Genomic DNA, 23,564 nt, shown 5'->3' on the forward strand with positions numbered 1-23,564 from the left:
GCCTACCCCGACCGGACGCTGCGTGCGGTGCGATTGGTCGATTTCTGGCCGGCCCTCCGACCGATAGCGTCGTGCGCTATGACCGTGAGCGCGGCAGATGATCAGCAGGCGCGTCAGTTGAGGAAGCGATGGAACCGGGCGGGCATTGTAGGGGTTGTATCCACGGTTGCTGTTGCGTTCTTCGTTCTGTGGATCACCGGTGCGCTTTCGAATGCTGGGCCGTCGGGGTCGTTTGACGAAACCACCGACAGCTACGTGCGCGCGATCGGGGTTTTCCTGCTTGGTCTCCCAGGCGCAGTGACGTTCGTGGCGTGGGTGAGGTACGACCGTCAGTTGCGGGGACTGAATCGGCCTCCGCTGGAGCTGAGGATTGCTGAGGCGGCCAAGTCGCTGTCGGCGGCGGCGCGCCTGGTTGATGAGCTCGAGAGCGAGATGCAGGTACGTGCTGCCGCGCTTGAGCGCATCGCTGCCGAGAGCTCCGAGCAGCAGCGTCTTGCTGGCGTGCGCGCGGACGAGGCGGAAGCCGTTACGAAGCTGGTGGAGTCGGTGATCTCCTCGACGCACGCGCGGATGGACCGGGCGAATCGGCGTAGCCAGCTGTTGTACTTCGCGCTGGGCGTCGCTACGTCGGTCCCGATCGGCGTAATGATCAACCTGTGGACGAAGTAGCGTGATCATGCGGCCACCGCCTGGAACAGGTCGAGGGTGAGTTGACCTTCGCGGTCGGTGCCGATGTCGCCGAGCCGCTTGTACCAGTCCAGGGCGAAGGTGAGGCAGTTCGCCTCGTTGATATGCGTGGTGGATCCGCATCGGGTGGGGGTGCGGCGCCCGTCGAACGACCAGGCCATCGAGTCGGCGGTGGCGAGGTGGTGCCCGTAGCGGGCGAGCCCGGACGTCTTGACCCCGAACCCGTGCAGGAGCAGGTCGAGGCCGGACAGGGCATCGAAGATGGCTTCGATCTCGCCGGTCGCCTGCCGGCGGCAGACGGACCCGACGCCGACGACGGGGTGGTCCCACAGGTGGACGCCCGCAGCCTCGTACAGGTCGACGCAGCGCAGGTAGTCGTCGAGGGACCAGCCCTGCAGGACCGGCATGAACGGGCAGAACTCGGGGTCGCGGGTGTGGGCTGCGTCGGGCCGGTCCCACAGGGTCTGGAGGTCGGCGTCTTCGGAGTCCCACCACAGGTCGCGGAGCAGCTTGAAGTTCGCGACGGTGCGGCGCTGGTGCTCGGCGACGGTGAGCCCGGTCTTGGCGAGCATGATCGGCTCGCACATCCAGTCCTGGGGCGCGGCCCACGAGAGCATGCCGATCTCGGTGTCGTAGCGGCGGACTGCGGCCAGGTACTCGTCGGGCGTCGTCTGCCAGCGGCCGTACAGGCTGAGCTCGGAGAAGCCGCCGGAGTCGAGGGCCCAGTTGGTGCGGGCGCGGGGGAGTGTGGTGCGGCCGGCGAGGCGGCGGTGGGAGACGAACAGCGGCACGGGCTGGCCGTGGCGGTCGCGGGGTGGGAGGGCGAGCCAGTGCGGCTGGTGGGTGCCGAGGTAAAAATGGCCCATCAGTTCCGCCCTCGGCCGCGTGCCACCATCTGCTGCATGTTCTCGGCCTGCGTGCCAATCGACAGGTGAGCCGGGTTACAGCAGGGCGGGTTGTCACAGGAGTGCAGGACCTGAAGTCCGTCCGGAATCGGCTGCCCGTTGGCAACCTCCCATGCAACTCGATGTGCGAGCAGTAGCTTGACCTTGCCGCTTCTGCGCACCGACATGTGCCCGTAGTTCTGGTTGTTTCGGGAGCCGGTCCATTCCCAGCAGGTATCGGCGTCGCCGCTGGGTACAAAGCGTGCGTGCCTGTCGGCCAGCGGCAGTCGGCATCGGGACGGGCCGCCCGCCAATGGGTTTCCGAACTTCCGCCACCGTTTCCCATGTGGTTGGCACCAGTCGCCGACGGCAAGGGGTAGTACGCAGTCCGGGACCCTGCACACGGAGGCGCACTCCGTCCCGCATGGATTGAGCGCGGGCATCCTGTGGCTGAAGGTCACCCCGCAGTGGTCGCAGCGACGAGCGGCACGAAGATGGTGCGTCGTGGGACCGGTTGACCCGACGGCGCCGACCGGGGCGGGGCCGCCTTGGTCGGCGGTGATGCCGCCATGGAGGTGGAGGTCCATTACGCCGCGTCCAGGTCCAGCAGGTCGAACAGGCTCGGCGCCGACAGCTCCCGCTCAGTCGCACGCAGGTAGCCGACCCCGTCCCGGAAGTAGCCGGCGTTCAGCTCGACCGCACGGCCGCGCCGGCCCAGCTTGAGCGCCCGGACCGGCACGGTGAACAGCCCCCCGAACGGGTCGAAGACCAGGTCGCCCGGGTTGGAGTAGCGGCTGATGAGCCGGTCGACGATGTCGAACTGCAGCGGGCAGTTCTTCACGACGCAGTTCTCGGCGGTGTAGCTCTCGTCCTCCTCGACGCGGAGGTTCCAGGTCTCGACCTCGCCGGTCGGCGCCGCCTCGCGGACCTTCATCCACGCGCCGTCGTCGAGGATCAGCGGCTGCTTTCGCCGGGCCGGGTCGGGCAGGTTGAACCCGAAGATCCAGTCCTGCCGCATCTCGACGTCCCGACCCTCGATCTGCCCGCGCCGCGCCGGGCGGCCCGGGTAGACGCTTGCGATCGCGCCGTACGCGCGCTGAGCCAGGAACGCCATGCCGAGTAGCAGCTCCCGAGAGACGCTGCTGGCCACCCATCGGTTCCGGTCAGCGAGGAAGTGCCCGTCGCCGGACAGGTAGCCGTCGAGCAGCGCTTTGGCCTGCTCCGCGGGCAGCGTGTAGGCGTCGGGCGGCAGGTGCTTCCCCGCGGCGCCGGACCCGCAGGCCTTCGTCAGGTTCCGCAGCACCCGGTCCGGGTCGCGAAGCAGCACCTGGTGGCAGTTCGGACCGGTCTGCCGGAACGGGTTGCCCCCGAAAGCACCGAGCCGAGCCGCCAGCGCCTCAACCTCGTCGCCGGCGCAGGAGATGACCAGCCCGCCACGGGACTCGATGTGACCATCGGCCAGCCAGCGGCCGACGATCCACCAGACCTCGGGGTCCGCCACGGAGGGCACCTCGGCGGGCGGCAGCTTGCGGTTGATGTACGACCCGACCGTATCCTCGGCGGGAACCCATCCCGGCTCGACCCGGCGAACGTAGTCGGCCTTCCGGGCGAAGCCCCGCACATCCCGGGTCCACAGCTTGTGATCCGGAGTCAGGGTCAGACCGGGCACGCTCTGCGCACGGACCTGGACCACCGGCCGGACGCCGGTGTTCTGCACCGCGATCACAGGCCGCCAGCGCCCCTTGTGCGTCAGCACTTGCTCGCCGACCTGCACCTGCTGGATGGGCTTGTAGCCGCCGCGGGTGAGCACCAGCGAGTCCCGGGCCAGGCACACATGCATCGCTTGCGCCCGGCGGGACTGCTCCGTGTTGAGGGTCAGCATCCGGTTGACGTCGTGCCACACGTCCGGGTGGTGCGAGCCGGGCGCGAGGGACATGAACGTCGCCGGCAGAGCACCTTTCCGTTCGAGCGCCTCGCCGGTGGCGATGTGGTGCTCGTAGTCGTAGACCTCGCGGAGGGTCTGGTCGGTGAAGAGCCGCGACATCTGGTCGGCCGGCAGCGCGGCGAGCTCCTCCGGGGTGAGGGTGCGGTTCCCGGACGAGCGCCAGAACGCGTGGGCGTCGACCTGCCACCGGGCCCGGGTGTAGGACGCCTTGTCCTTGACGACGGGCACGTCGGCGTAGCCCTTGGTCCGGTCGGTCTGCGGCTTGTGGAACAGCAGGATGTACTCGGGGGAGCCGACGCCCATCTTGGTGCCGTCTTTGCACTGCTCGGTCCAGCCGAGCCGGTACGTCTGGTTGTTCTCCCTGACGACGTCTGTGACGACGGTGATCATGCCCATGTAGTCGAAGCCGTGGCGCCGCGCGTGGAAGATCGCCTCGGCGTGGAACGGCGACACGGTCGGGATGCCGGCGCCGGTGACGTTGCCGAACAGGATGCGGTCCTTCACGTGGCAGGCGTAGATCCGGCCCGGGCGGAGGATGCGCAGCAGCTCGGGCGTCAGGTGGTCCATCTGCGCCCAGAAGTGGTCGTTGTCGTCGGTGTGGCCGAAGTCCTCGACGGCCGGCGTGTACTCGTAGTGGTTCGCGAACGGGATCGACGTGACGATCAGGTCGATCGAGTTGTCGGCCATGCCGCGCGTTTCGAGGACGCAGTCGTTGTTGGCGACGAACCACCCGTCGCCGGACGCCTCGGCCCGGTCGACGCCGATGGAACGCGTGAGCGCCGCGGTGATACTGGCGGTGTCGAGGCCGTGGCGGCGGATGACCTGCGTCATGCGGGCGGTGAGCTCGTCGTGCTGCGCCCACTTTGCCTGAAGGGTGCGGACGACTTCCCGTTCGGACTCGGCGTAGATGAGGTGCGCCGCGCATGGCCGGGTCTGCCCGAACCTCTGGATCCGGTGAACGGCTTGGATCAGGTCGTTGAACTTGAACGTGATGCCGACGAAGACCGCGGTGTTGCACTGCTGCAGGTTCATGCCCTGGCCGAGCATGACCGGCTTGCCGATGAGCGCGTAGGTGCGCCGGTCGCGCCACTCCTGCAACCGCCGCTCGACTTCCTCGACCGAGAGGGCGCCGTAGATCGACGAGTAGGTCAGGCCTCGTTCGTCGAGGGCCCGCTCAATGGCCCGCTGCTCGTCGTTGAGGTCGCACCAGATGATGATCTGGTCAGGTACTCGATCGCTCGACTCAAGATCTCCGGGTTGTCCTTGAAGAACCCCAGTCCCGAGTTGCACGGCCGACACAGAATCCCGCGCACCGCGCCCGTCGCGTGGTCGTGGTCCACCGCCGGCAGCGTCATCGGCTCCCGGCAGATCAGACACCGGCCACCCTGGCTGGCCAGCATCGACTCGAATTCCTCGATCGTCAGCCCAAACACCCGGAGCCGCTGCGCCTTCTTTCCCCGCGGATTCCTCACCGCCCAGCTGCGCGCCTGCGCCCGTTCCCTCGATCGGTACTCTGCGTCCGCCGCGTACCGCTCGCGCCGTCGCCGGTTGCGCTCCTCCCGGTCCTCGTCCGTCAACGGCCGCCGCTGGTAGGTCTTGAGGTACTCCGTCATGTACTCGCGGCGCTGCTCCTTGTCGATCGAGTCCTTGTTTGCGTGGTAGCGCGTCAGCTTCCGCGCCTTCTCCCGCTCGCGGTTCCGTTCGTAGTACTCGCGGTTCCGTACACGTTGCTGCTCGGCTGAGCTGGGCACTGACGATCTCCATCATCTGCTCGATACGGCCAGGCAGGGTGTCGCGCTTCTCCTTCGCGGCGCCGGTGACGCCGAGCGGGTCGCCGCCCTTGAACAGGCGGATCTGCCCGTCCCGGTCGGCGCCGGCGGTGGAGTGGTCGACGGGGATCTCGTGGTAGACGACCTCGATCGGCGGGAGGACGTACCCGTCGTCGGGGTAGCCGAGGTCGGACGGCTTCTGCAGGAACACGGCCCACGTGTTGAGCCACAGGTAGAACTCGGCCTCTTTGTGCGGGTACAGCGTGAGGTTGTTCGCCTTGGTGGAGTCCCGCTGGAAGAACCTGGTGAGTGCCTGGCCGGTGTCCATGACGCCGAGGAACCCGGCGTAGTGGATGAGCTCCTTGTACCGGTTGGGGCTGGGGGTGGCGGTGGCAACGAATCGGTACTTGACCTGGTCGAACAGGGTCAGGAACGTCTGGTAGGTCTTGGACCCGAACGAGCGGAGGACGGACGCCTCGTCGAGGCTGGCGGCGTCGAACAGGTTCGGGTCAAGCCGGCAGTCGCGGACGGACTCGTAGTTGGTGAGGTAGATGCCGGGCCCGTCGACCTCGTCGTTGCGGCGGATGAATCGGACGGTGATGCCGAGCATGGCGGCGTCGCGGATGAACTCCTGCCGCACGCCGAGGGGGCAGACGATGAGGGCCTTGTCGCCGGTGTGGTCGAGGACAAGCCGGAGCGTCTCCAGTTGCACCACCGACTTGCCGAGGCCGAACGAGGCGAAGATCGCGCGCCGGCCGCCGTGGACAGCCCAGCGGACGATGGCTGCCTGGTGGGGTTTGAGGAGCGGGTTGACGTCGGCGGGGTCGATGTCGAAGCCGTAGGACTGTTCGAAGTCGACCTTGTCGGTGAGGAAGTCGAGGTAGGGATCGCCGCCGTTCGTGGGGACGGCGGTGAGGGTTGCAGGGGTGCGCGAAGCCAGCAGATCTGTCACGATTGCATCGACCTTCGGTGATGGTCGGCACGCGGTGGGGCCCGGCGAGCGTGGACAGCGGCCGGGCCTTCGCTATGCCGAAGACGGGATAGCGAAGAGGGGTCAGGCGGCGACGCGCTGCTCAAGGTCGACGACCTTGGCGCGCAGTTCCTCAAGCTGCTCGGTGAGTGCCCGGAAGCGCTCCTCGTTGGTCCGCCGGCCGCGTCGGGCGGGGGCGAGCGCCGCGGCGCGTTCTTCGCGGGGGATGCCCTTCCAGCGGGCGGGGCCGCCGAGCTTGCCCATCTGCGAGAACCGCTCGTGCGGCGGGGTGTCCTGGTCGTCCATGTCGGTCCCTCCCGGAGGGGTCGGGCCGAGCCGACGACATGCAGCGCCCCAGGATGGGAGCGACCTTTCGGGGGTGTTTGCCCCCGGGTCTGCTTCCCCAATATCCTGGTGTGGCCGTTGATCCTGTTGGCGCAGTTTCTTCGGCTGGCGTTGCGGTCTTCGACTCGACGCTGATTCCAGTGGCGGTCGACGGGTCGGCTTTCCCAAGCGCAATTGACCCGTCGGCCGTCCGGCGTTTCCGCCGGACAATCAGACACGATAATGCAGAGCGTAGTCGTACGCCAGTCCGCAGCGCGTGTCGGGCGAGTGATTGTTGGAAGTTCTTCACATCCGTCTGCGGATGCTGTACTCGTTTCCTGGTAACGAATAAAGCAAGTCGCACTGACATGATTCCGTGGAATCGAGGGGGTCAGGTCAGCCTTGACCCCAAAATGATTCGTCACTCTGCGTAGTCAAATTCGGGTTCGTGCGTTCCACTGCGTTTCACTGCGTTCCATCCGACTACGGTCAGCGAAGGACGACGACGGTCAACCAGGGACGCCAGCGGACGACAACGGTCACCCTCAGGGCGCGGCCCGGGCCAGCGCCGACCCGACGGCGCCCTCACCGTCCGCGACCGCATCCCGGTACGGCAGCCACGGCCCGAGCACCTCATGCCCGGTCGGCAGCGCCCACACCTCGGCCTGATCGACCCGCCCGCCGTGCTCGGCGACGGCGCCGAGCGCGTCGTGCAACGCGATGCCCTTGATCGTGCCGATCGGAGTGACGGCCCGGTACCGGATCGCGGCCACCGCCGCGTGCTCGGCGAGCTCGTCGAGGAGCGCCCGCAGCCGCACCTCGTCCGCGACACCGTCCTGGACGAGCCGCATCCGCAGCTGCCCGCCCAGCGCCCGGGCGACCTGCTGGAAGGAGCCGAGCAGCGGGTCGTCAGCGGCATGCTGCTCCAGGTTCGACAGGAAACTGTGGTCGCGCCCGGCCCGCTCGCACACCTGGACCTGGGACAGGCCGAGGTGTTTGCGGACGGCGGCGAGCTGCGCGCCGAGCGCGGCCCGCTCGAACGAGTGCCCGCGCCGCCAGTCCCGGGCCTGTCGCGCCATGCGCTGCAGGCTGGCGGCGGTCGGGTCGAACAGGTCTGGGACCCCGGCCAGCGTGAAGACGATCCGCAGGCCGAGTGCCCACGCGTACGCCTGCAGGGTGCCGGTCCGCCGGTTCGGTTCGACCTCGGCGCAGCGGATGGCGTTGCGGCCCCGGCCGAGCTTCTCGGCGACCTCGACGATTGTGCGGCCCTGCTGGCGGCGGTGGCCTCTCAGCTCGGCGGCGACCGCGTCGACGTGGGCCTGGTCGTCGGGGTGCAGGTCGGGCTTCACGCGGCGGCCTTTCTGTCGGCGGTGATCTGGAAGACGTAGGCGTGGACGAGGTGCGCGATCGCGTCGACCGGCAGGGCGGCGTCGACGACGAGGTACCGGGACGGGTTGGCGGCGGCCAGCCGCAGGTATGCCCACCGGACCCGGTGGTGGAAGTCGAGCGTCTCCGCTTCCAGCCGGTCGGCGGCGCCGCGGCGTGCGGCCCGGGCGAGCCCGACGGCGGGGTCGATGTCGAGCAGCACGGTCAGGTCCGGCTGGACTCCGGCGGTTGCCCACCGGGACAGTTCCGCCACCCACGCGGGGTCCATGCCGCGCCCGGCGGCCTGGTAGGCGAGGCTGGAGTCCACCCACCGGTCGGAGATGACGGTCGTCCCGGCGGTGAGGGCGGGGCGGATGACTTCGTCGACGTGCTGGGCGCGGTCGGCGGCGTACAGGAGTGCCTCGGCCCGGTCGCTGATACTGCCGGGTGGCGAGTCGAGCAGCAACCCGCGCAGGGTCTGGCCGAGGCTGGTGCCGCCCGGCTGGCGGGTGACGAGCACGTCGTGGTCGAGGGCGGCGGCGAGGAGCCGGATCTGGGTCGTCTTCCCTGTTCCCTCGCCGCCTTCGAAGACGATCAACTTCCCGGTCACGCGGCGATCCTTTCGCGCTGTGCGGCGTGGTAGTGGGTCAAGTTCTTGCAGTTCACCGAGCAGAACCGGGCCGATGCACGGTTCCGGGTGAGGATCGGCTCGCCGCATCGCTCGCAGTCCTTCGACGGCTGGCCCTCGCCGTCGTAGGCCCGGCCGGCCCGGATCACCCCGACCGGCGGGCGCCGTAGGGCGCCGTCGTCGCAGTCCGCCCAGACCGGGCAGGTCGCGCAGTACGCCATCGCGACCCGGGCGGCCGCGACCTCCCGGCGGGTGTCGGCGCCGGACCGGTAGGTGGGGGAGTCCCACATGGCCGGGTCGGTGCCGCGGCATGCGGCGTGCAGCCGCCACTCCTGGTTCACGCAGCCACCTGCCCGGACTCGGCGGCGGCACGCGCCCGCCACGCCTTCACGGTCCGGGCCGACACACCCAGCAACGCCATCGTCGGGTTGAACGTCCACCCGGCCAGATGGTCGCGGAACAAGACCACCTTCTCGGCGTCGCGGAGCGCGCTGAACGGCATGCGGCCCGCCGCGACCTCCGCCACCGCGACCTCGTCGACGAGGTCCTCGCCCCGGCCGCCGACGTTCGGCTGCTCGTCGGGGTCGTCGATGTCGTCCCACGCCCCCAGCCCGTGCCAGCCGTTCCGGGTGGCCTGCCGCCGAGCGGCCCGTGCTTCCCTGGTGTCGGGTGCGGGCTGTCCGGCGTGCTGGCGGAACAGGGCGGCGACCCGGTTGTGGGTGAGGACGAGGACCCGGTCGAGGCGTTCGTCGGCGAGGAGACGGATCGTTCCCAAGGCGACGTCGGCCTCGCCTGCGATCCACGCCCGGGTTCGACCCTGCCAGACGAGCGCCTGGACGCGCCGGCTCGACCCGGCGGCCGGCAGGTAGCTGTGCGGGCGGAGCTCGACGCGGACGCCGAGGATCGCCGCGGCCGTGTCCGGGTAGATGATCGGCCGGCGCCCGTCGAGGAGTTCGGCGATGGTGTCGACGTTGATGCCGGCGCGTTCGGCGATGTGGAGCCGGCGCATGCCGGCGTCGATGAGATTGGTGGCGTGTTGGCGGGCCTCGGCCGAGTCGACCATGCCGGTCCACTGGCCAGCTTGGACAAGTCTCTGGCGGGTGCGGAAGTACCAGGCGGCGTAGGCGCGGCAGGGTTGGCAGCCGGCGTGGTAGTCCTGGTGCTGGGTGCAGCGTTGGGGCCGGTGGGTCATGGTGTTGCTCCGGTGCTGGTTGTGCGGTCGTTGGTCATCGGGTCACCGCCGGGCAGGCGGGGCAGTTGTCGAGGGGGCAGCCGTGCAGGCAGGTGCCGCACGCTTGGTCGGCGCAGTGCTCGCCGGTGTCGTCGGTCTCGCACAGCACCGGGTTGCAGCGGCACTCCGGGCAACGGTCCCGCCCGGCGGCGGCCGCCCGGACCGCGATGTGCTGCTGCAGCTGGCCGGTGGCGGCGATGAGGGACGCGAGGACATGCCCGCGCAGCCGGTCGGCGTCGACGTCGGGGAGCTTCGGCCGGCCGCGGACGTCGCCCATGAGCTTCGCGAATGTGCCGACCAGGCGGGCGGCGTCCCAGATCGGCTGGTAGTCGACGGCGATCACATAGTTGTGGACCCAAGCGTCCCGGGCGGCTTCGGTCCAGGTGCACTGGACGAGTTGTCCGTTGGAGGAGAAGCTGCCGGGCTTCCAGGTGCCGGTGTTGTCGGTGCCGAAGTAGGCGACGTACCCGTGCTGGGATGCCCAGACGGACGGGTGGTTGAGCCGGCCGTGGCTGGTGTGCCCGTACGTCCACAACGGGGCGGTGACCTGGACGAGGATGCCGGCGGCGCGCGGAACCACGCGAAGCAGGTCCGCGTCGAAGTCGTCCGCCCAGAAACGCGGTGCGGTCACGACGCCGCCCTGCGGAGTTGGGCGCGGACGGCATCCTCGACGTCGGCAGGCAGCGTCCAAGGCACGGCGAGCTGACCGGCCGTGCGCACCGGCTCGTCGAACCGGCGGACGTTGTCGAGCACGAGGTGGAACGCGGGCCGGCCGGGCGCGTGCCACGGTTCACCCCACGGGAAGCAGCACGTCTCACCGGCCGCGTCGACCGGCGCCGCCTGGTGGCAGTCGACGAGGTCGGCGACGGCGAGGACCGCACCGACGGTCAGGCCGAGCGCGAGGAACCCGGCGGCGGCCGCGTCGACCCAGGTGCCGTGCAGGTACCGCTGGACGCGACCGTCGGCGAGGCCCGCCTTGCACCAGGTGGCGCCGGCGTGGATGGCGATCTCACCGCGGTAGGTGGTGGGCCTGCCGCGGTTCTCGGTGCGTTTCGGGAACCCGGCGCCGGACGCGCGGTGCAGCGGCGGTTCGGTGATGGCGTGCACCCACGGCGGCCGGATCGTGATGGCCTTCACGGCGTCACGTCCTCGACGTGGGAGCACCACCGGCACTGCCGGATCTTCGGCGTTGTCGGGGAGAGCGGCGGGACGTAGTGGTAGCCGTCCGGGTCGTCCCACTGGTGGACGCACGTCTCCTGTAGGTACTCGGCCAGGTCGCGCTGAAGCTCGCGGAGCCGGTCGTTGGTGGCGCCAACGGCGAGGCGGCCCTCCAGCCGCCACAGCCACCGTCGGTCGGTGGACGTCGGATCGGGGTTGCCCTCGCGGTCGAGGCCGACGGCGTCGTCCTGGAGCATCGGGGCGGCGCGGTCCTGCCAGCGGGTGCCGGGGACGGCTCGCCAGGTGTCAGTGGTCATGACGCCGCCTGGTACGCCGCGAGGTGCTCGGCCAGCGCGATCTCGGCGGGGATGCCGAGGATCTCGTCGGCTGTCGCCATGGCCTTCACGAACGGCGGCCAGGCAGGGTCGCACAGCGGCGAGAGCCCGTACTGCACCATCTCGTCGAGCAGGTCGGCCACCGCGTACCCGACCGCCGGGTACAGCATCCCGATGTAGTCGGCGTCGGCCTGCGACATCGGCACGCACTCGTCGCAGTCCTCTTTGACCTCGACTACGGTGCCGGTGCGGTAGCCGTCGACGCCCGGGCCGGCGTACAGCGCCGAACGGTGCCGCTCCGGGTCCCCGAAGCCGGACCAGCCGCCCGGGTACGGGTCGGCGCCGGGCGTGGCCTTGCCCGCGGCGGCGCGGAGGCGGGCGGCGGCGGCCTTGAGTCGCTCGACGGGCGGGGTGGTGTGGTCGATGCGCGGCTCGTTGGAGCCGAGCACGTACATGACCATGGTGCTGTTCTCGTCGCTCATGCGATGATCCCTTCAGTTCGAGGTCCCCGCCTGGTGCCGCGATAGCTCGGCGGGGACCGGCTTTGTCTCAGGCGGCGGTCTTGTGTGGGCAGGCAGCGCTGGAGAGCATCTGCGGGTAGACGTCGCGGACGTACACGTCGTGGTCCATCAGCTCGGACGTCACACCGCGGTCCATCGCCGTGTTCCGCTCGGCGGCGGTCTCGTAGAACTCGCGCCACGCCTCCGACCTGGTCAGTGCCCGGCCAGCCCCCCGCTCGGGAAACCGGACGGCCTCCAGGACGCCGAACGGGCAGCCGCACGGCTGGAAGAACACCCACTGCTGACGCATCAGGCGGCCTCCGCCCGCTCGTCGCCGAGCTGCACCGGCTGGATCGCGCCGACGAACCGCTCCCCGATCGTCACCAGCGTCGTCGAATGCTCGCCCGTGAACCGCAGCTCGAACGGGCCCCGCGGCCGGACCTTCGCGAAATCCGCCAGCAACTTCGCCGTGAACGCGATCCCGTCGACCTTCGACACCACGTCCGCGTTCGCGAGCGCCTGCCGCAGGTCCGGGAACTCCATCATCCGGCCCTCGATCACCGTCGTGATCGCCGGATGCCCGGTGTCGCGGTGCCGCTTCACCGTCAGCTTCCCGTCGAACACGTCGAGGGTGAGCGGCGCGAACGACTCCTTCACCGGCAACTTGTACGTCTTCACCAGGTGGCCGGCGTCGTCGACGGGGATCAGGATCTGCCACGGGTCGTCGCCGGAGCCGGGCTGGTTGAAGATGTCGCCTTGCACGTCCCGCTCGGGGTCGTCGTCGGGGTGCCAGGACGACCATGCCATCCGGAACCGGTCGGTGGCCTGAGTGTGGAGCTTGTCGCCGTCCCATACCAGGTTGATCGAGTTGATGGCTGGTAGGTCGTCGTCGTCGAACGCGAACGGGATGGTGTCGCCGAGGAGGCCGAGGAAGTCGGCGGTTGAAATGGTCAGGGACACGGTGCTCCTTCAGGGGGTTGCCGGCGTGTCGGCGCCGGGGATGGTGATGGACTGCTGGAGTTCGCGTAGCAGCGCGGTCGTCTCCTTCGAGGGCCGCTTGCAGCGTGGGCACATCGCCTCGACCACGTCGCCGTCGACGTGGACGCCCCAGCCGGCGGCCCGGGCCGCAGTCAGGTACATGTCGTCGGGCAGTGGCACGACGCCCCAGCCGTCGTAGCGCGGGTCTGGGCCGCCAATCGTGACCGTCCGCCGGGTGTACGTCTTCCCGCACGGGTCGCCCGTCGGCTCGTTCCGGGCGTCGACAGCGCGGCCGGTGCACGTGATCGTCCAGGTCGAGGTGGTCATGCCGCACCGGCCGGGCAGCAGGTGCAGCGGACCGCAGTCTTCTCCCGCTCGCCCTCGACGGTGAGCGCCGGCCAGTCCTCGACGGCGTCGAACCCGCCGTCGGTGGCGACCCACAGCGCGGACGTGCCGAACCCGCCGACGACGGTGCCGCGCCAGCCGTCCCGGCGCGGACCGCGGGGGCAGCCGGCGTAGCCGTGAAGCTGGACGCGGGCACCAACCTGGAACGGCGACCGTGGCGGAACCGGCGGGTACGTCGTCACGCGGCTGCCACCTGTTCGGTCCGGCTGGCCAGCAGTTCGGCCAGCGGAGGAGCGGTACGCCGCGCGCGCGACTGCGGCACGGCCAGGTCCGCAGGAACCCGCGAGGCCAGCTCGGCGATCTGCTCAGCGACCCGACGCGTGATCGTGGTCGGGTGTAGTTGCAGGCCGCGCTGGTAGCCGAGCTCCCGGGCAACCCACGAGTTGCCGAGGCCGCGGGCCGCGAGGCCAGCCAGGATCTGGCGGGTCGGCCCGATCGGGATCGTCTCGTGCTGTGTCGACGTCTCCCGGCCGCGTGAGCCGACCTTGTCGCCGCCGACTGCCACGCACTCGCCGAGGGTGACAGCGAGCAGCGCGTCGTGGTGGGCGCGTTCGATCCGGTCTTGGCCGGCGGCAAGCTTCCGGACAACGCCGAGCGGCACGGCGGCGGCGACGGCGATCGAGCTGCGTTTCGCCCCGGCTGTCTCCAGGCGGGCCAGGTGGTGGGCGGCCATGCCGGCGGGCACGGGGTCGGTGAGTACGCGGAGCCGGGCCAAATGCTCGCGGCCCTTGATCCGGGAGTAGTCGCGGCACGGTTTGCACGGGCACTTCGCCTGCGACCCCTTGGCGGTGCCGTGGGGGCTGCCGCCGAGGTCGATCGGGTCGCCGTAGTCGTGGTTGCCGAGCTCGACGTCCCACTGCCACCCGGGCAGGGATTCCAGCCAGCCGGCGAACCGGGCGTCGAGCTGGCCGCGGCGGTACAGGTACCGCTGGCGGGCGACCCATTGGCCGATCGCCACGGTAGTGCCGTCGATGTCCTCGCTGACCCGCCCGGTGGGCTGGGCGCCGACACGGCGCAGGTACTGCCGCAGCGCCGAGTAGGCCAGCCGCCAGCGGGTCTCGGGTTGCTCCCACTTCCACAGGCTTTCGCCCTTGTCGTTGCGGGGGCAGGCCGCGGCGAGTTCGTCCTCAAGCGCTGGCGGGGTGTGGCCGAGCATGTGCGCCCGGCGGATCGCCCACGTCCACCGGCCCAGCGGGAGGCCATCCTCGACGTGGTCCTCCGGCACGTCGACGTGCCGCTCGAATTCGCCGAACACCTTCAGCGCCTGGATCATCGCGGTGTCCTGCTCGCGGAGGCCGCCGCACCAGTCCCAGCCGGGCAGCGCGGCGAGCCGCTCAGCCCGGCCGGGGTCGAGGAATCCGTCCCGGTACGCCTGGCGTTGCAGGGCGAGCCACACGCCGAGCCGGAACGGGCCGGCACTGCCGTTGCAGGCGTAGAGGCCGGCGAAGCGGGAGGTGCCCGTGGGGTGGTCAGCGGCGGTGCCGTCGCGGGCGACCACGGCGGCCATGACGGCGAACGTGTCGTTCCAGTCGGCGTCTTCGCGGTCCCAGAACCATCCGGGGATCGCTTCGAGCCGCTCGGCGCGGCCAGGGTCGATGAGGCCGCGGCTGCGGGCGGTGCGCTGCTTCGCGGCCCACGGGCCGACGCCGATGCCGTGGTGGCTGACGTTGGCGCCGATCCGGGCTCCGTTGTTGCGCTGTGCCCAGTCGAGGGTGGCGGCGTAGAACTTGTCCCAGCCGGAGGTGACCTCTTCTACCAGCCGCAGCGTGAGGGCGGTCTCGTCCATGCCGTCCGGGAGCAGGAATTTCACGCGGTCGCCGGACGGGCGGGGGCCGCGACTGTGGGGGTTGGTGGCGTGGGCGGCGACCGCGTCGAGCTCGGCGGCGATGCGGTTGTCGTGCTCACGCAGTCCACGCAGGACCGTCCAGACGAGGCCGAACGCGGACAGGGCGAGGTCGGTGTCGTCGTCGCCGCCGGTGGGGAGCGGCACGGGCAGGATGATGGAGCCGCGGGTTTTGCCCGGGGCCGGGCGCAGGACCCGGCCGATCGCCTGAACGATGTCGATGATGGACGAGCGCTGGTCGGCGAACATGACGCCGTCGACGGCGGGGACGTCGATGCCTTCGGTGAGGCAACGAGCTGAGGTGACCACCCGCACCTGCGTGCCCTGGCCCTCGGCGAGCCAGCCGAGGACCTCGGCCCGGTCGGCGGCGGACAGCCGGCCGTGGGCGACCTTGGCCCTGATGAAGTTCCCGCCGGGGGTGTGGATCGCGTCGACGGTGTCGGCGAAGTCGGCGGCCTTGGCGACCCGGCCGTGGAAGGACAGCATGCGGCGGATGCCGTGCTGGTCGACGGCGTCGAGGAGCGCGGCTGGGACCGTCGTGCCCCGGTTCGGGCGTGTGCGGGAGTCGTCGGCGACCACGAGGACCTGGTAGTCGGCCAGCAGGCCCCGCTCGATCGCCTCCCCGAACGGCACGCCGAACACGACCGGCCCGAACAGTGCCTCGTCGTCCATGGACACGGCGTCGTCGCTGTGATCGACAAGTGGGGTGGCGGTCATGAACACCCGCTTGCGGGCGCGGACGGCACGGCCGTCGAGGACCGTGCGGAACTCGGCGCGGGGCCGGCCCGCGAGGCGGTGCGCCTCGTCGCAGATGGCGAGGTCGGCGACGGCGCCGGCGGCTGCCTGCGCCTCGGCGACGACCGGAGCGGAGTGGTACGTGGAGAAGACGACGAGCGGTCGGCCGGCGGTGCGCTGTTTGAGAGTGCGGGCGGCCTCGGCGGGCGAGGTGGTGACCTTGGCGCGGGCGCTCGCCCAGTAGGGGCGGGGTACGTCGGCGCGGTCACCGCTGTCGGTGCGGCGTTCGGCGGCGCCGGCGGCGGTCGACGGGTCGGAGCAGACGACGAGGGCTTCGAACAGCCAGCCGTCGGCGCGGCGCCACTCGCCGAGGAGTTGCCCGACCAGTGCCAGCGAGGGGGCGAACACGATGGTGAGCTGGGCGTCGGCGGCTTCGGCGTGCCAGCGGCCGACGAGGGTTTTTCCGGTGCCGCAGGCCATGGTCAGTTGGACCCGGTCGAGGTCGGTGAGCGTCGCGGCGAGGGCGGACAGGGCGGCGGCCTGGTGTGGCTTGGGGGTTGGCCCGTTCGTCATTCCGTCCCTCCAGAAAGTGACTTGCCATTTATTGGATCGACGGTAGCGCCTTGCCGTGGAAAATGGCAAGTCACTATGAGAGACTCGTTGGCGTGATCAGCCGCCACACCGACAAGACCGAGTCGACCCGGGTCCCACCCGAGGTCAGCGACGCCGCACGCGCCGAACTCGAAACCCGCGGCTGGACCGTCTTCGAATTCCTCGCCGCCTGCCTGACCGCGCTGACCCGCCAGCCATCCGAACTGATGGCCGTCGTGGAGCGGCACAAGCCGGAGCCGAAGCCCAAGGGCCGGCCCCGGAAGACCGCCCGTGAGATGTTCGACACCGCGGAGGGAAGGCAGCAGGGGCCGGCGGCCAAAGCGATGCGGGCCAGGCGCAAGCCGCCCGCCGAGTAGCGCCGTCACTCGCCCCGCTCCAACGCCCGCTGCCCTTCCGCACCGGCGAGAAGCGCCCGCACCTCGGCGGCCTTAAACCTGCGGTGCCCACCCAGGGTTTTGATCGCCGACAGCTTCCCGGCCCGGGCCCAGCGGGTCACCGTCTTCGGCGACACCCGAAACAGCGCCGCCACCTGGGCCGGCATCAGCAGATCCTCGACCTTGCGTCGCGTCATGCCGCACCGCCCGAGATCCGCTCCGCCTCACGCAGCGCCGGCGCCAGCTGCGACCGCCGGTGCACACCCAGCGCCCCGTACGCCTTCCGCAGCTGCGTCTTGACGGTGTTCACCGACACGCCCCGCTCGCGGGCGATCTCCGACATGGTCAGGTGCGACCACGCCGCCAGCCGGGCCACCGCACGCTCGGCCGGCGACAGCGGCCGAGCGCCGACCGGGGCGACAGCTCGCGCCGCCGCCCACAGCTCGTCGATCTCCCGAAGCCGGGCGTCGATCGCAGCCCGGGCCTCATCGACCGTCAGCACGTCGGTCACGCTGGCACCTCGCTCAGGTCGGTGATCGTGACGACGACCTCCCCGAACGGGCACCGCTTCGGGTCTTCGACCTTCGGGCCGAGCGTGACGTGCGGCCCGTCGAGGAACTCCGGCGTGTCGTCAGCGATGAGGCCGTAACCGGGCGCGGTCGACACCTGCCCGGCCCGCTTGCCCCTGGTAATGACCTGCCGGAACGGGGGGCCGAAGCCGTCGGTAGCGGGCTTAACGACCAGGGTGTGGTAGTTCGCCGCGTCCCGGTCGCTGCGCGCCGACGGGAACCGCAGCTCGAAGTCGAGCCGAACCCGGGCCAGGCCGGTCGGGAGCTTCGCCGCCCGGGCGTGCGCCCAGGTCGCCTCCCGCCACGACGTCGTCAGGCTGTGCCGGGTCCGCCAGTACACGTTGCCGTTGACGGACAGCATCCGGTCGGGCGCCGGGAACCGCAGCGTCCACGTGGTGCGGCCCTGCTCGTCGACGCCTGTCGTGTACTCGACGGGCGCGGTCGCGGCGACGGCCGGTTTCGGCCGGCGCTTCGCCCGCGGCTTCGCCGCCTTGGTCGGCCGGGTCAGCGTGGCGGAGAGCAGCCCTGGGAGGGCCTGTTGGGTGGCCATCAGGCGATCGCCCCGCTCACCGGCGGCCCGTACGCGTTACCGTCGGCGGACTCCAGCGTCGCGATGCTCGCCCCGACCCGCGCCGCCCGCTCCTCGGCGATGACCGCCGGCAGGAACTCGTCGTTGGCGCGGCACTCGGCGGCCGTCAGCTCCATCTCGTGCAGTTCGCGACGCAACGCCGCCAGCAGGTCCCTCATACCGACACCGCAATCGGCCACTCGAACCGCAGCGACGCGATCCGCTGCTCCAGCTCGGCCGCCTCGTCGAGCAGCACCTGACGCCGCTCATCCGGGCCGAGGTCCGCGTCACCCGGCGGCAGGCCCCGGCCGGCCTGGGCGCGCTTCTCGTTCGCCTCCCGCTGCCAGTACTCGCCGAGCGACTTCGACTGCTCCGCATACCACTGGATCTGCCGGTCGTGCAGATCCTCCGCGCCGAGGCTCCCCAGCGCCCGGAGCGAACGAACCAGCCCGTCCGGGAACTTCCGGCCCGCGTACAACGCCATCAGCTCGTTGGTGCCGAGCCGGGCCCGGGCCAGCAGCCGCCGCACAACCTCGACCGCGGCGACCGCATCGGCGGTCGCGTTGTGCGCGTCCGCGAGTTCGATCCCGAGGTGCTCGCACACCGTGCCGAGAGTCCGCTTCCCGGGCCGGTACCGGTCGGTCGCCTTGTCTAAGACGTAGCCGTCCAGGACCGGGCGGACCGGCCGGCCACAGAACTCCTCCAGGGTGCCGAGTCCGTGTCGGCGGCACTCGGCGTCGAGCATCGACAGATCGAACGACACGTTGAACCCGACCACCGGGCGGGCGGAGCGCACCGCGTACCGAATCGCGCCCGCGATGTCCTTCACCGCCACGTCCGCCGCCACGCCGTGCTCGCGGGCGTGGTCGGTGGTGATGCCGTGTACGGCGGTCGCACCCTCGGGGATGTCGACGTCGACCGCGACGAGCCAGTTCCGTTCGTGGACCACCCGGCCGCCCTCGACGAGGACGGCGCAGGCGGTGACGATCCGGTCGTCGTCGGTGGACACGCCGGTGGTCTCAAGGTCGAAGCCGAGAACCTGCACGTCGTCGAAGCCGGTCACGCGGCACCCGCCCGCTGCTGGTGCTCCAGGCGGGCGATGACCTTCTCGCCGGCCACCCGCCCGACCTCGCCCCGCGACGCGTAGTCGGTGCCGGTCGCCTCGGCAATGAACGCCAACTGGTCGTCCCGCTCCGTCAGCCCGGCCTCATTGAACAGGGCGAACATCCGCTTCCGCCGCTCGTCGCCCATCGGCGCCACCTCGGGCCCGTCGACGACCTCGCCCTCGAACACCTCCGGGTGCTCCGTCGCCTCCGCCGCATCGACGTCCGGCCGGATGTCCACCCGGACGCCCTCGTCGGCGGCGATCGCGATCGCCAGTTCCGTCGACTTCGGCATGTACTTCGACAACTGCCGGATGCACGTCTTGTGGGCCATGCCCTCGAAGTTGTCCTCCCACGGGCCGAAGATCTTCCCCTCGCGGGTGCGGGCCTTCGCGTGCTTCTGCCGGTAGGCGAGCATCTCCTTCTGCGTCATGACGATGAACGCGTGCCCGCCCGACGTGAACTTCGCGATCGCGTAGTAGGCGATCGGCTCACCGCGGTCCTGGAACAGGTTCGGCCGGTGGATCAGCGTGTCGGCCAGGCCGTAGTCGACGGAGAACTCGTCGTTCGCGAACACCGTCCGCGCGATCAGCGAGGAGATCTTCCCCGAGCGCAGGGCCAGCTCGATCAGCCCCTGGTAGCCGACGACCAGCTGCGCCTTGTTCGAGCGGGTCTTGTTGTCCCAGAACGGCAGCAGCCACGCGTGGCCGAGAACCCCGGGACGCAGGCCGAGCTGGGCGCACGTCATCAGGGAGCCGAGGACCGACGCCTGCTCGCACTCGGCGAGCTTCGGGTTCGCACGCAGCGCCGTCAGCGCGTCCCGGACCAGCTGGGTCGCCTCCGCACCGCGGGGCATCGCCATCTGGTACTGGGCCTCCATCGACCGGATCTGGTCGGCGAGGGTGTTGGTGGCGACACCGCCGTTCTCGCGGCGGGCGGCGAGCGCCGACTTCGCGTCGGGCTGGCTGTTGCGGGTGTTCATGGCAACGGTCACGTCAGGAGTCCTTCACGTTCAGGGAGCGGGTGGAGGGTTTGCGGTACGTCTCGGGGTCGGGCAGGTCAGCGCCCTTGTCGACGGCGTCGGCGTAGAGCCGCTTCCAGTCGACGGCGCCCTTCTTCGCCGCCCACGTGTAGGCGACGCGGCCGTCGATACGGCCCTCGTCGTGGTCGCCGAGCAGCGCCTTCAGGCGGGTGTCGATGAGGTCGAGGTCCGTTTCGGCGGCCTTCCGCCGTTCGGTGGCCGCCTTCCGGCGGGCAAGCAGCGACGGCGCGTCGGTCCGGTCGAGGTCGACGGACTCGCGGGTCGGCAGCGGGTACAGGTAGGCGACGGTCTTCTTGTCGGCGACCTCGAACGGGGGCTCCTCACCGCCGATCACGAACCGCTGCCACCAGTCGTCGACCTGTGTGACCAGGTCCTCCTCAACGTCCCGGTCGCGGGTGACGGTGCGGTGGATGACTCCGAGTCCGGCGACGAGCGCGACGAACTCGACCGCCGGCGAGTCCATGACGTGCATCTGCCAGCGGGCCTGGATCTCATAGCCGAGCGGGAGCCGGTCATCGTCCCAGCCGTCGGGGATACCCCACCCAGAGGCGAGGCCGGCGGTCTTGAGTTCGACGAGTCGGCCGTCGCCGCGGACGTGCCCGTCGGGGGAGCAGAGCCGCCATTGGTGGACGGGGTGGGCGTAGAGGCGATGCCCGGTGCGGGCAACCGGCTGACGGAGGAGTTTGCTGGCCTGGTTCAGGAGCCACGGTTCGAGGTCGTTGCCGAGGTCAGCGGCGGTGGACAATTCATCGGGTGGACGGCGGGCGCCGGTCTTCTCTGCCCACACCTGCCAGGGGGTGCGCCATTTGATGAACCCGAGGACGGTCGCCGCCGAGGATGCGCCGACGCCACGTGCGCGGGCGGCATGCCAGGCGTCGTCGCCGGCGTCCCAGCCGACGAGCGGCACCGGGGCGAGTCCGAGGACGGCGGTCACCGGGCGGCCTTCCGCACCGGCACCGGCTTCACGGTCCAGCCCGGGCCGAGGGTCCGCGCCCACACGGCGGCGAACTCGGCCGCCTCGCGGTGCGACCGGGCATGCTCAGCGCGGGTCTCACCAGACGCCTTGTGATGGGCCACGACGATGTGCGTGTCGGCGCGCATCCGGTCGGCGAACTCCTGCATCGCCGCGGCGTAGTCCCGGCCAGGGAAGACGGCGACGGTCATCGGGCACCTGCCTCGGGCTTGCGGTGCCGACCAGGGCGCAACCGGTCGACGAGCCAGTCCAGGTCGTACACGACCGGGGCGTAGGCCGGCGCTGGCTGTGGTGCACCCGCCGGCTCCGGATCGGCGACGGCCTGCACCGGGGCACCGTCGAGGATCGCGCCGTGCGCCCACGCCGAGTGCGGCGACAGCTGGCGGATGTGGTGCGCCGACCAGCCCTCGCGCTCACCGGAGCCGTCATCAGCCCAGTGCTCGTCAGCCTCGCCCTCGTCGCCGTGGTCGAAGAACAGCGGGTCGGCGACCGCCCGGACCACGATGTACGCCAGCCCTGCGACCGCGGCACTCAGCGTGGCGTTGATGTAGACGCCGACCTGCAGCAGGTCCTGCACGATGACGCACAGCACGAACACCGCCACCGAGGCCACGCCGGCGGTCGCCTTCCCGTGACGGGACTGCTCCAGCAGGGTCCGGTCGCGGGTCACAGCTCTGCCCTCCACCGGGTGGCGGCGTCGACCGTGAGCACGTCCCGCGCCCGGTAGATGGCACGGTTCTCGGCCACCATGGCGTTCGCCTCGTCGATGCGCCGACCGGCCGCTGCGAGCTCGCGCCAGCATTTCGAAACGAACGCCGCAATCAGCACCGCGACGGCGATCGCCGGCAGCAGCAGCCATCCGGTCGGCCGGGCGCCGAGGTGCACGGCCCCGATGACGGTGACCGCTGCGACGGTGAGCCCGGCAGCTGCGGACACGACCCGGCGGGCCATCAGAACCGCCACCCGGTCGCGCCGAGCACCAGAGCGCCGACGAGGAACGTGACCCCGAAGACGGCCAGCGCGAGGAGCACGTCGACCGTGAACCACAGCAGGGTCACGGCGACGCTGAGGAGCAGGGCGGCGATGCGGATCGCCCGGTCACCCCACCCGAAGTCGTCGCGCCGCCGGTGGCGCTGCACCAGCGCGCTCGGCGGCACGATCACAACGGTTGTCGCGTCGGCAAGACTGCTCACGCCATACCTCCTTCGATTGCTGTCAGGCGGCGGGCGCGGTGCACCGAAACGGTCCGCTGCTCCACCAGGTCACAGGCCGCGAGCCACAGGGCGCGGGCGTCGACGTCGCCGACCTTCTCGGCGATCGCCTCGTACAAGGTCCGGCCCAGGTCGTCACGCCACGAGCCGTCGAGGAACTGCTCCGACATCGCCAGGCCGCCCGGCGTCAGATCCGGCAGGATGCGCGGGGTGCTCATGCGGCACCCAGCCATGCGGCGAGCGCGGCGTCCATCTGCGCGTCGTCGGGGACCAGCTGGTGGTCGGCCTCGGTGCCGGCCGGAACCAGGTCGTAGGTGGGGTCCAGGAACGCCGACACGTCGACGACGGCGAGCTTCAACATCGCGAAATGCCCGCAGCCGGGCCGGATCCCGATGTACATCCACCTGCGGTCGTAGCCGTCGGGGAACGTCATCGTGTCCGCGCCGGGCCGCTGGACCGTCTTGTACCGGCCCGAGTCGAGCTCGGCGCGGGACAAGACGATCCGCTCGACGCGGCCGTGCCCGGCGATGAGGATCGTCACCTCGTACGGCTGGTCCCGGTCGTAGATGAACGGCAGCGTGCGGTCGGTGCTACCGGCGCCGGGCCCGCAGACCTGCACGTCGATCGGGTGGTGGACGTCGTGCCGGACGGCGGTCACAGGTCACACCGCCTGTCCAGCGCCACGTCGGCGGCGATCGCCGCAGCCAGACATGGAGGCTTCGAGCAGGAGTCGACCAGCAGCCCCGGGACCGGCTTGCCGCACGTGGGGCATGGCGTCGTCACCGGCCGGCGGCGGCCTGCCAGGTCGTCGTCGACTGCCCGCAACGTCGCCGCCATGCGGGCCAGCAGCGGGTCGAGTTGGTCGGTGAGCTCGTCGAGTTCGGTGAGCGGCTCGCGGCGCGCGGTGGTCGTCACGCGGCCACCGCCGGCTGCTCGCCCGCGATCGGGCGGATCGTGAACGCGCTGACCGGCCGGTCGGCGGCGTCGGCCGCGTCGTGCCGGTCGAACTCGGCCAGGTAGAAGGCCGGGTGCGAGCCGATCAGCCGGTCACCGTCGAACACGCCCCACGTGATGCCGGCGGCCTCGTCGGCGCGCTGCGCCTCGACGATCGCGTGCAGTTCGCCGGTCGGGTCGTTGGCGAGGAGGACGTCGAGGAGGCTCACGCGGCACCGCCGGGAAGGATGTCGCCGACGAGTTCGGCGCCGCGCCAGCGCAGGGGGACCAGGGTTCGGCCGCAGTCGCGGTGGTCCACGGCGGTGCACGTCTCGTAGTGGTTGGTGCGGCCGGCGGCGGTGTCACGCCAGCGCGCGTCGGTGACGGTCGATGTACGATCCTGGGGCATAGTGCTGGCCCTT

General features: G+C 70.8%; 36 protein-coding genes and 1 pseudogene. 3 read left to right on the top strand and 34 right to left on the bottom strand.

What is annotated here, in order from left to right:
* Positions 1-78: 78 nt before the first annotated feature.
* A complete protein-coding gene (locus IEZ31_RS31715; RefSeq protein WP_190253708.1) occupies positions 79-669 on the top strand; it encodes a hypothetical protein in 591 nt (196 codons plus the stop codon).
* 5 nt (positions 670-674) lie between these two features.
* On the opposite strand, the gene IEZ31_RS31720 is transcribed toward IEZ31_RS31715, so the two are convergent.
* Genes IEZ31_RS31720 through IEZ31_RS59490 form a run of 4 tightly spaced genes read right to left on the bottom strand, consistent with a single transcriptional unit; the run spans position 675 to position 5,129 of the window.
* Positions 675-1,553, bottom strand: a complete 879-nt coding sequence (locus tag IEZ31_RS31720; RefSeq protein ID WP_229836014.1) for a deazapurine DNA modification protein DpdA family protein — start codon at positions 1,551-1,553, stop codon at positions 675-677.
* The gene (locus IEZ31_RS59480) at positions 1,553-2,158 is read right to left on the bottom strand and encodes an HNH endonuclease signature motif containing protein (RefSeq protein WP_373294722.1); all 606 of its coding nucleotides are present in this window, start codon (positions 2,156-2,158) and stop codon (positions 1,553-1,555) included. The genes IEZ31_RS31720 and IEZ31_RS59480 overlap by 1 nt, the downstream gene beginning before the upstream one ends.
* Positions 2,158-4,734 carry a DNA methyltransferase gene (locus IEZ31_RS59485; RefSeq protein WP_373294725.1) on the bottom strand — a complete coding sequence of 859 codons (2,577 nt, stop codon included), beginning with the start codon at positions 4,732-4,734 and terminating at the stop codon, positions 2,158-2,160. The genes IEZ31_RS59480 and IEZ31_RS59485 overlap by 1 nt, the downstream gene beginning before the upstream one ends.
* Positions 4,665-5,129 carry an endonuclease VII domain-containing protein gene (locus tag IEZ31_RS59490; RefSeq protein WP_373294726.1) on the bottom strand — a complete coding sequence of 155 codons (465 nt, stop codon included), beginning with the start codon at positions 5,127-5,129 and terminating at the stop codon, positions 4,665-4,667. Before IEZ31_RS59490 ends, IEZ31_RS59485 begins: the two co-directional genes overlap by 70 nt.
* Positions 5,130-5,418: 289 nt before the next feature.
* On the opposite strand from IEZ31_RS59490, the gene IEZ31_RS59495 reads away from it, so the two are divergent.
* On the top strand, positions 5,419-6,258 hold the full coding sequence (locus tag IEZ31_RS59495) for a hypothetical protein (protein WP_373294723.1): 840 nt from the start codon (positions 5,419-5,421) through the stop codon (positions 6,256-6,258).
* Positions 6,259-6,339: 81 nt separating this feature from the next.
* On the opposite strand, the gene IEZ31_RS31735 is transcribed toward IEZ31_RS59495, so the two are convergent.
* The 14 genes from IEZ31_RS31735 to IEZ31_RS31800 all read right to left on the bottom strand — a co-directional run bounded on the left by IEZ31_RS31735 (position 6,340) and on the right by IEZ31_RS31800 (position 16,330).
* Positions 6,340-6,561, bottom strand: a complete 222-nt coding sequence (locus IEZ31_RS31735) for a hypothetical protein (RefSeq protein WP_190253710.1) — start codon at positions 6,559-6,561, stop codon at positions 6,340-6,342.
* A gap of 563 nt (positions 6,562-7,124) precedes the next feature.
* On the bottom strand, positions 7,125-7,928 hold the full coding sequence (locus IEZ31_RS31740) for a helix-turn-helix domain-containing protein (protein ID WP_190253711.1): 804 nt from the start codon (positions 7,926-7,928) through the stop codon (positions 7,125-7,127).
* On the bottom strand, positions 7,925-8,554 hold the full coding sequence (tmk, locus tag IEZ31_RS31745) for a dTMP kinase (RefSeq protein ID WP_373294724.1): 630 nt from the start codon (positions 8,552-8,554) through the stop codon (positions 7,925-7,927). The genes IEZ31_RS31740 and tmk overlap by 4 nt, the downstream gene beginning before the upstream one ends.
* Positions 8,551-8,913 carry a WhiB family transcriptional regulator gene (locus tag IEZ31_RS31750; RefSeq protein ID WP_190253713.1) on the bottom strand — a complete coding sequence of 121 codons (363 nt, stop codon included), beginning with the start codon at positions 8,911-8,913 and terminating at the stop codon, positions 8,551-8,553. The genes tmk and IEZ31_RS31750 overlap by 4 nt, the downstream gene beginning before the upstream one ends.
* Positions 8,910-9,764 (bottom strand): hypothetical protein, encoded by an 855-nt coding sequence (locus IEZ31_RS31755; RefSeq protein WP_190253714.1) that lies wholly within the window; start codon positions 9,762-9,764, stop codon positions 8,910-8,912. Before IEZ31_RS31755 ends, IEZ31_RS31750 begins: the two co-directional genes overlap by 4 nt.
* A 34-nt stretch (positions 9,765-9,798) precedes the next feature.
* The gene (locus tag IEZ31_RS31760; protein ID WP_190253715.1) at positions 9,799-10,434 is read right to left on the bottom strand and encodes a hypothetical protein; all 636 of its coding nucleotides are present in this window, start codon (positions 10,432-10,434) and stop codon (positions 9,799-9,801) included.
* Positions 10,431-10,940: an ASCH domain-containing protein gene (locus IEZ31_RS31765; RefSeq protein ID WP_190253716.1), complete on the bottom strand. Its 510-nt coding sequence runs from the start codon at positions 10,938-10,940 to the stop codon at positions 10,431-10,433. The genes IEZ31_RS31760 and IEZ31_RS31765 overlap by 4 nt, the downstream gene beginning before the upstream one ends.
* The gene (locus tag IEZ31_RS31770; protein WP_190253717.1) at positions 10,937-11,278 is read right to left on the bottom strand and encodes a hypothetical protein; all 342 of its coding nucleotides are present in this window, start codon (positions 11,276-11,278) and stop codon (positions 10,937-10,939) included. Before IEZ31_RS31770 ends, IEZ31_RS31765 begins: the two co-directional genes overlap by 4 nt.
* Positions 11,275-11,778, bottom strand: a complete 504-nt coding sequence (locus tag IEZ31_RS31775) for a hypothetical protein (protein WP_190253718.1) — start codon at positions 11,776-11,778, stop codon at positions 11,275-11,277. Before IEZ31_RS31775 ends, IEZ31_RS31770 begins: the two co-directional genes overlap by 4 nt.
* A gap of 67 nt (positions 11,779-11,845) precedes the next feature.
* Positions 11,846-12,106, bottom strand: a complete 261-nt coding sequence (locus IEZ31_RS31780; RefSeq protein WP_190253719.1) for a hypothetical protein — start codon at positions 12,104-12,106, stop codon at positions 11,846-11,848.
* Entirely contained in the window at positions 12,106-12,756 is a 651-nt protein-coding gene (locus IEZ31_RS31785) for a hypothetical protein (RefSeq protein ID WP_190253720.1), read from the bottom strand. The genes IEZ31_RS31780 and IEZ31_RS31785 overlap by 1 nt, the downstream gene beginning before the upstream one ends.
* Positions 12,757-12,765: 9 nt before the next feature.
* Entirely contained in the window at positions 12,766-13,101 is a 336-nt protein-coding gene (locus IEZ31_RS31790) for a hypothetical protein (RefSeq protein ID WP_190253721.1), read from the bottom strand.
* Complete coding sequence (locus IEZ31_RS31795) at positions 13,098-13,361, bottom strand: hypothetical protein (protein ID WP_190253722.1); 264 nt, start codon at positions 13,359-13,361, stop codon at positions 13,098-13,100. Before IEZ31_RS31795 ends, IEZ31_RS31790 begins: the two co-directional genes overlap by 4 nt.
* A complete protein-coding gene (locus IEZ31_RS31800; protein WP_190253723.1) occupies positions 13,358-16,330 on the bottom strand; it encodes a DEAD/DEAH box helicase in 2,973 nt (990 codons plus the stop codon). Before IEZ31_RS31800 ends, IEZ31_RS31795 begins: the two co-directional genes overlap by 4 nt.
* A gap of 92 nt (positions 16,331-16,422) precedes the next feature.
* Here IEZ31_RS31800 and IEZ31_RS31805 point away from each other — a divergent pair, with 92 nt between their 5' ends.
* Positions 16,423-16,725: a hypothetical protein gene (locus IEZ31_RS31805; protein ID WP_190253724.1), complete on the top strand. Its 303-nt coding sequence runs from the start codon at positions 16,423-16,425 to the stop codon at positions 16,723-16,725.
* Positions 16,726-16,733: 8 nt separating this feature from the next.
* On the opposite strand, the pseudogene IEZ31_RS31810 reads toward IEZ31_RS31805, so the two are convergent.
* The 16 genes and pseudogenes from IEZ31_RS31810 to IEZ31_RS31885 form a co-directional block, all read right to left on the bottom strand.
* Positions 16,734-16,940: pseudogene (locus tag IEZ31_RS31810) on the bottom strand (BldC family transcriptional regulator); the annotation flags it as partial.
* Positions 16,937-17,254, bottom strand: a complete 318-nt coding sequence (locus tag IEZ31_RS31815; RefSeq protein WP_229836016.1) for a helix-turn-helix domain-containing protein — start codon at positions 17,252-17,254, stop codon at positions 16,937-16,939. The gene IEZ31_RS31815 and the pseudogene IEZ31_RS31810, both read right to left, overlap by 4 nt.
* A complete protein-coding gene (locus IEZ31_RS31820; RefSeq protein ID WP_190253727.1) occupies positions 17,251-17,862 on the bottom strand; it encodes a hypothetical protein in 612 nt (203 codons plus the stop codon). The genes IEZ31_RS31815 and IEZ31_RS31820 overlap by 4 nt, the downstream gene beginning before the upstream one ends.
* Positions 17,862-18,059, bottom strand: coding sequence for a hypothetical protein (locus IEZ31_RS31825; RefSeq protein WP_190253728.1), 198 nt, complete (start codon positions 18,057-18,059; stop codon positions 17,862-17,864). Before IEZ31_RS31825 ends, IEZ31_RS31820 begins: the two co-directional genes overlap by 1 nt.
* On the bottom strand, positions 18,056-18,943 hold the full coding sequence (locus tag IEZ31_RS31830; protein ID WP_190253729.1) for an exonuclease domain-containing protein: 888 nt from the start codon (positions 18,941-18,943) through the stop codon (positions 18,056-18,058). Before IEZ31_RS31830 ends, IEZ31_RS31825 begins: the two co-directional genes overlap by 4 nt.
* Entirely contained in the window at positions 18,940-19,977 is a 1,038-nt protein-coding gene (gene recT / locus IEZ31_RS31835) for a recombination protein RecT (RefSeq protein ID WP_229836017.1), read from the bottom strand. The genes IEZ31_RS31830 and recT overlap by 4 nt, the downstream gene beginning before the upstream one ends.
* Before the next feature lies 1 nt (position 19,978).
* A complete protein-coding gene (locus IEZ31_RS31840) occupies positions 19,979-20,959 on the bottom strand; it encodes a YqaJ viral recombinase family nuclease (RefSeq protein ID WP_190253730.1) in 981 nt (326 codons plus the stop codon).
* On the bottom strand, positions 20,956-21,189 hold the full coding sequence (locus tag IEZ31_RS31845; RefSeq protein WP_190253731.1) for a hypothetical protein: 234 nt from the start codon (positions 21,187-21,189) through the stop codon (positions 20,956-20,958). The genes IEZ31_RS31840 and IEZ31_RS31845 overlap by 4 nt, the downstream gene beginning before the upstream one ends.
* The gene (locus tag IEZ31_RS31850) at positions 21,186-21,668 is read right to left on the bottom strand and encodes a hypothetical protein (RefSeq protein ID WP_190253732.1); all 483 of its coding nucleotides are present in this window, start codon (positions 21,666-21,668) and stop codon (positions 21,186-21,188) included. The genes IEZ31_RS31845 and IEZ31_RS31850 overlap by 4 nt, the downstream gene beginning before the upstream one ends.
* Entirely contained in the window at positions 21,665-21,949 is a 285-nt protein-coding gene (locus IEZ31_RS31855) for a hypothetical protein (RefSeq protein WP_190253733.1), read from the bottom strand. Before IEZ31_RS31855 ends, IEZ31_RS31850 begins: the two co-directional genes overlap by 4 nt.
* Complete coding sequence (locus IEZ31_RS31860; protein ID WP_190253734.1) at positions 21,949-22,191, bottom strand: hypothetical protein; 243 nt, start codon at positions 22,189-22,191, stop codon at positions 21,949-21,951. Before IEZ31_RS31860 ends, IEZ31_RS31855 begins: the two co-directional genes overlap by 1 nt.
* The gene (locus tag IEZ31_RS31865; RefSeq protein WP_190253735.1) at positions 22,188-22,427 is read right to left on the bottom strand and encodes a hypothetical protein; all 240 of its coding nucleotides are present in this window, start codon (positions 22,425-22,427) and stop codon (positions 22,188-22,190) included. Before IEZ31_RS31865 ends, IEZ31_RS31860 begins: the two co-directional genes overlap by 4 nt.
* The gene (locus tag IEZ31_RS31870; protein WP_190253736.1) at positions 22,424-22,867 is read right to left on the bottom strand and encodes an SsgA family sporulation/cell division regulator; all 444 of its coding nucleotides are present in this window, start codon (positions 22,865-22,867) and stop codon (positions 22,424-22,426) included. Before IEZ31_RS31870 ends, IEZ31_RS31865 begins: the two co-directional genes overlap by 4 nt.
* Positions 22,864-23,124, bottom strand: a complete 261-nt coding sequence (locus IEZ31_RS31875) for a hypothetical protein (RefSeq protein ID WP_190253737.1) — start codon at positions 23,122-23,124, stop codon at positions 22,864-22,866. Before IEZ31_RS31875 ends, IEZ31_RS31870 begins: the two co-directional genes overlap by 4 nt.
* Positions 23,121-23,372: a hypothetical protein gene (locus tag IEZ31_RS31880; RefSeq protein WP_190253738.1), complete on the bottom strand. Its 252-nt coding sequence runs from the start codon at positions 23,370-23,372 to the stop codon at positions 23,121-23,123. The genes IEZ31_RS31875 and IEZ31_RS31880 overlap by 4 nt, the downstream gene beginning before the upstream one ends.
* On the bottom strand, positions 23,369-23,564 hold a 196-nt coding region (locus tag IEZ31_RS31885), incomplete at its 5' end, for a hypothetical protein (protein WP_229836018.1). The genes IEZ31_RS31885 and IEZ31_RS31880, both read right to left, overlap by 4 nt.

The organism is Dactylosporangium sucinum (assembly GCF_014647515.1).
GTDB lineage: Bacteria > Actinomycetota > Actinomycetes > Mycobacteriales > Micromonosporaceae > Dactylosporangium > Dactylosporangium sucinum.

Coding starts and splice junctions, on each gene's coding strand:
- IEZ31_RS59480 (WP_373294722.1), bottom strand. CDS start 2,158: ATGGACCTCCACCTCCATGGCGGCATCACCGCCGACCAAGGCGGCCCC.
- IEZ31_RS31715 (WP_190253708.1), top strand. CDS start 79: ATGACCGTGAGCGCGGCAGATGATCAGCAGGCGCGTCAGTTGAGGAAG.
- IEZ31_RS31720 (WP_229836014.1), bottom strand. CDS start 1,553: ATGGGCCATTTTTACCTCGGCACCCACCAGCCGCACTGGCTCGCCCTC.
- IEZ31_RS31845 (WP_190253731.1), bottom strand. CDS start 21,189: ATGACCGTCGCCGTCTTCCCTGGCCGGGACTACGCCGCGGCGATGCAG.
- IEZ31_RS31735 (WP_190253710.1), bottom strand. CDS start 6,561: ATGGACGACCAGGACACCCCGCCGCACGAGCGGTTCTCGCAGATGGGC.
- IEZ31_RS31855 (WP_190253733.1), bottom strand. CDS start 21,949: ATGGCCCGCCGGGTCGTGTCCGCAGCTGCCGGGCTCACCGTCGCAGCG.
- IEZ31_RS31775 (WP_190253718.1), bottom strand. CDS start 11,778: ATGAGCGACGAGAACAGCACCATGGTCATGTACGTGCTCGGCTCCAAC.
- IEZ31_RS31790 (WP_190253721.1), bottom strand. CDS start 13,101: ATGACCACCTCGACCTGGACGATCACGTGCACCGGCCGCGCTGTCGAC.
- IEZ31_RS31770 (WP_190253717.1), bottom strand. CDS start 11,278: ATGACCACTGACACCTGGCGAGCCGTCCCCGGCACCCGCTGGCAGGAC.
- IEZ31_RS31780 (WP_190253719.1), bottom strand. CDS start 12,106: ATGCGTCAGCAGTGGGTGTTCTTCCAGCCGTGCGGCTGCCCGTTCGGC.
- IEZ31_RS31820 (WP_190253727.1), bottom strand. CDS start 17,862: ATGGCCACCCAACAGGCCCTCCCAGGGCTGCTCTCCGCCACGCTGACC.
- IEZ31_RS31800 (WP_190253723.1), bottom strand. CDS start 16,330: ATGACGAACGGGCCAACCCCCAAGCCACACCAGGCCGCCGCCCTGTCC.
- IEZ31_RS31865 (WP_190253735.1), bottom strand. CDS start 22,427: ATGAGCACCCCGCGCATCCTGCCGGATCTGACGCCGGGCGGCCTGGCG.
- IEZ31_RS31825 (WP_190253728.1), bottom strand. CDS start 18,059: ATGAGGGACCTGCTGGCGGCGTTGCGTCGCGAACTGCACGAGATGGAG.
- IEZ31_RS59490 (WP_373294726.1), bottom strand. CDS start 5,129: ATGACGGAGTACCTCAAGACCTACCAGCGGCGGCCGTTGACGGACGAG.
- IEZ31_RS31755 (WP_190253714.1), bottom strand. CDS start 9,764: ATGACCCACCGGCCCCAACGCTGCACCCAGCACCAGGACTACCACGCC.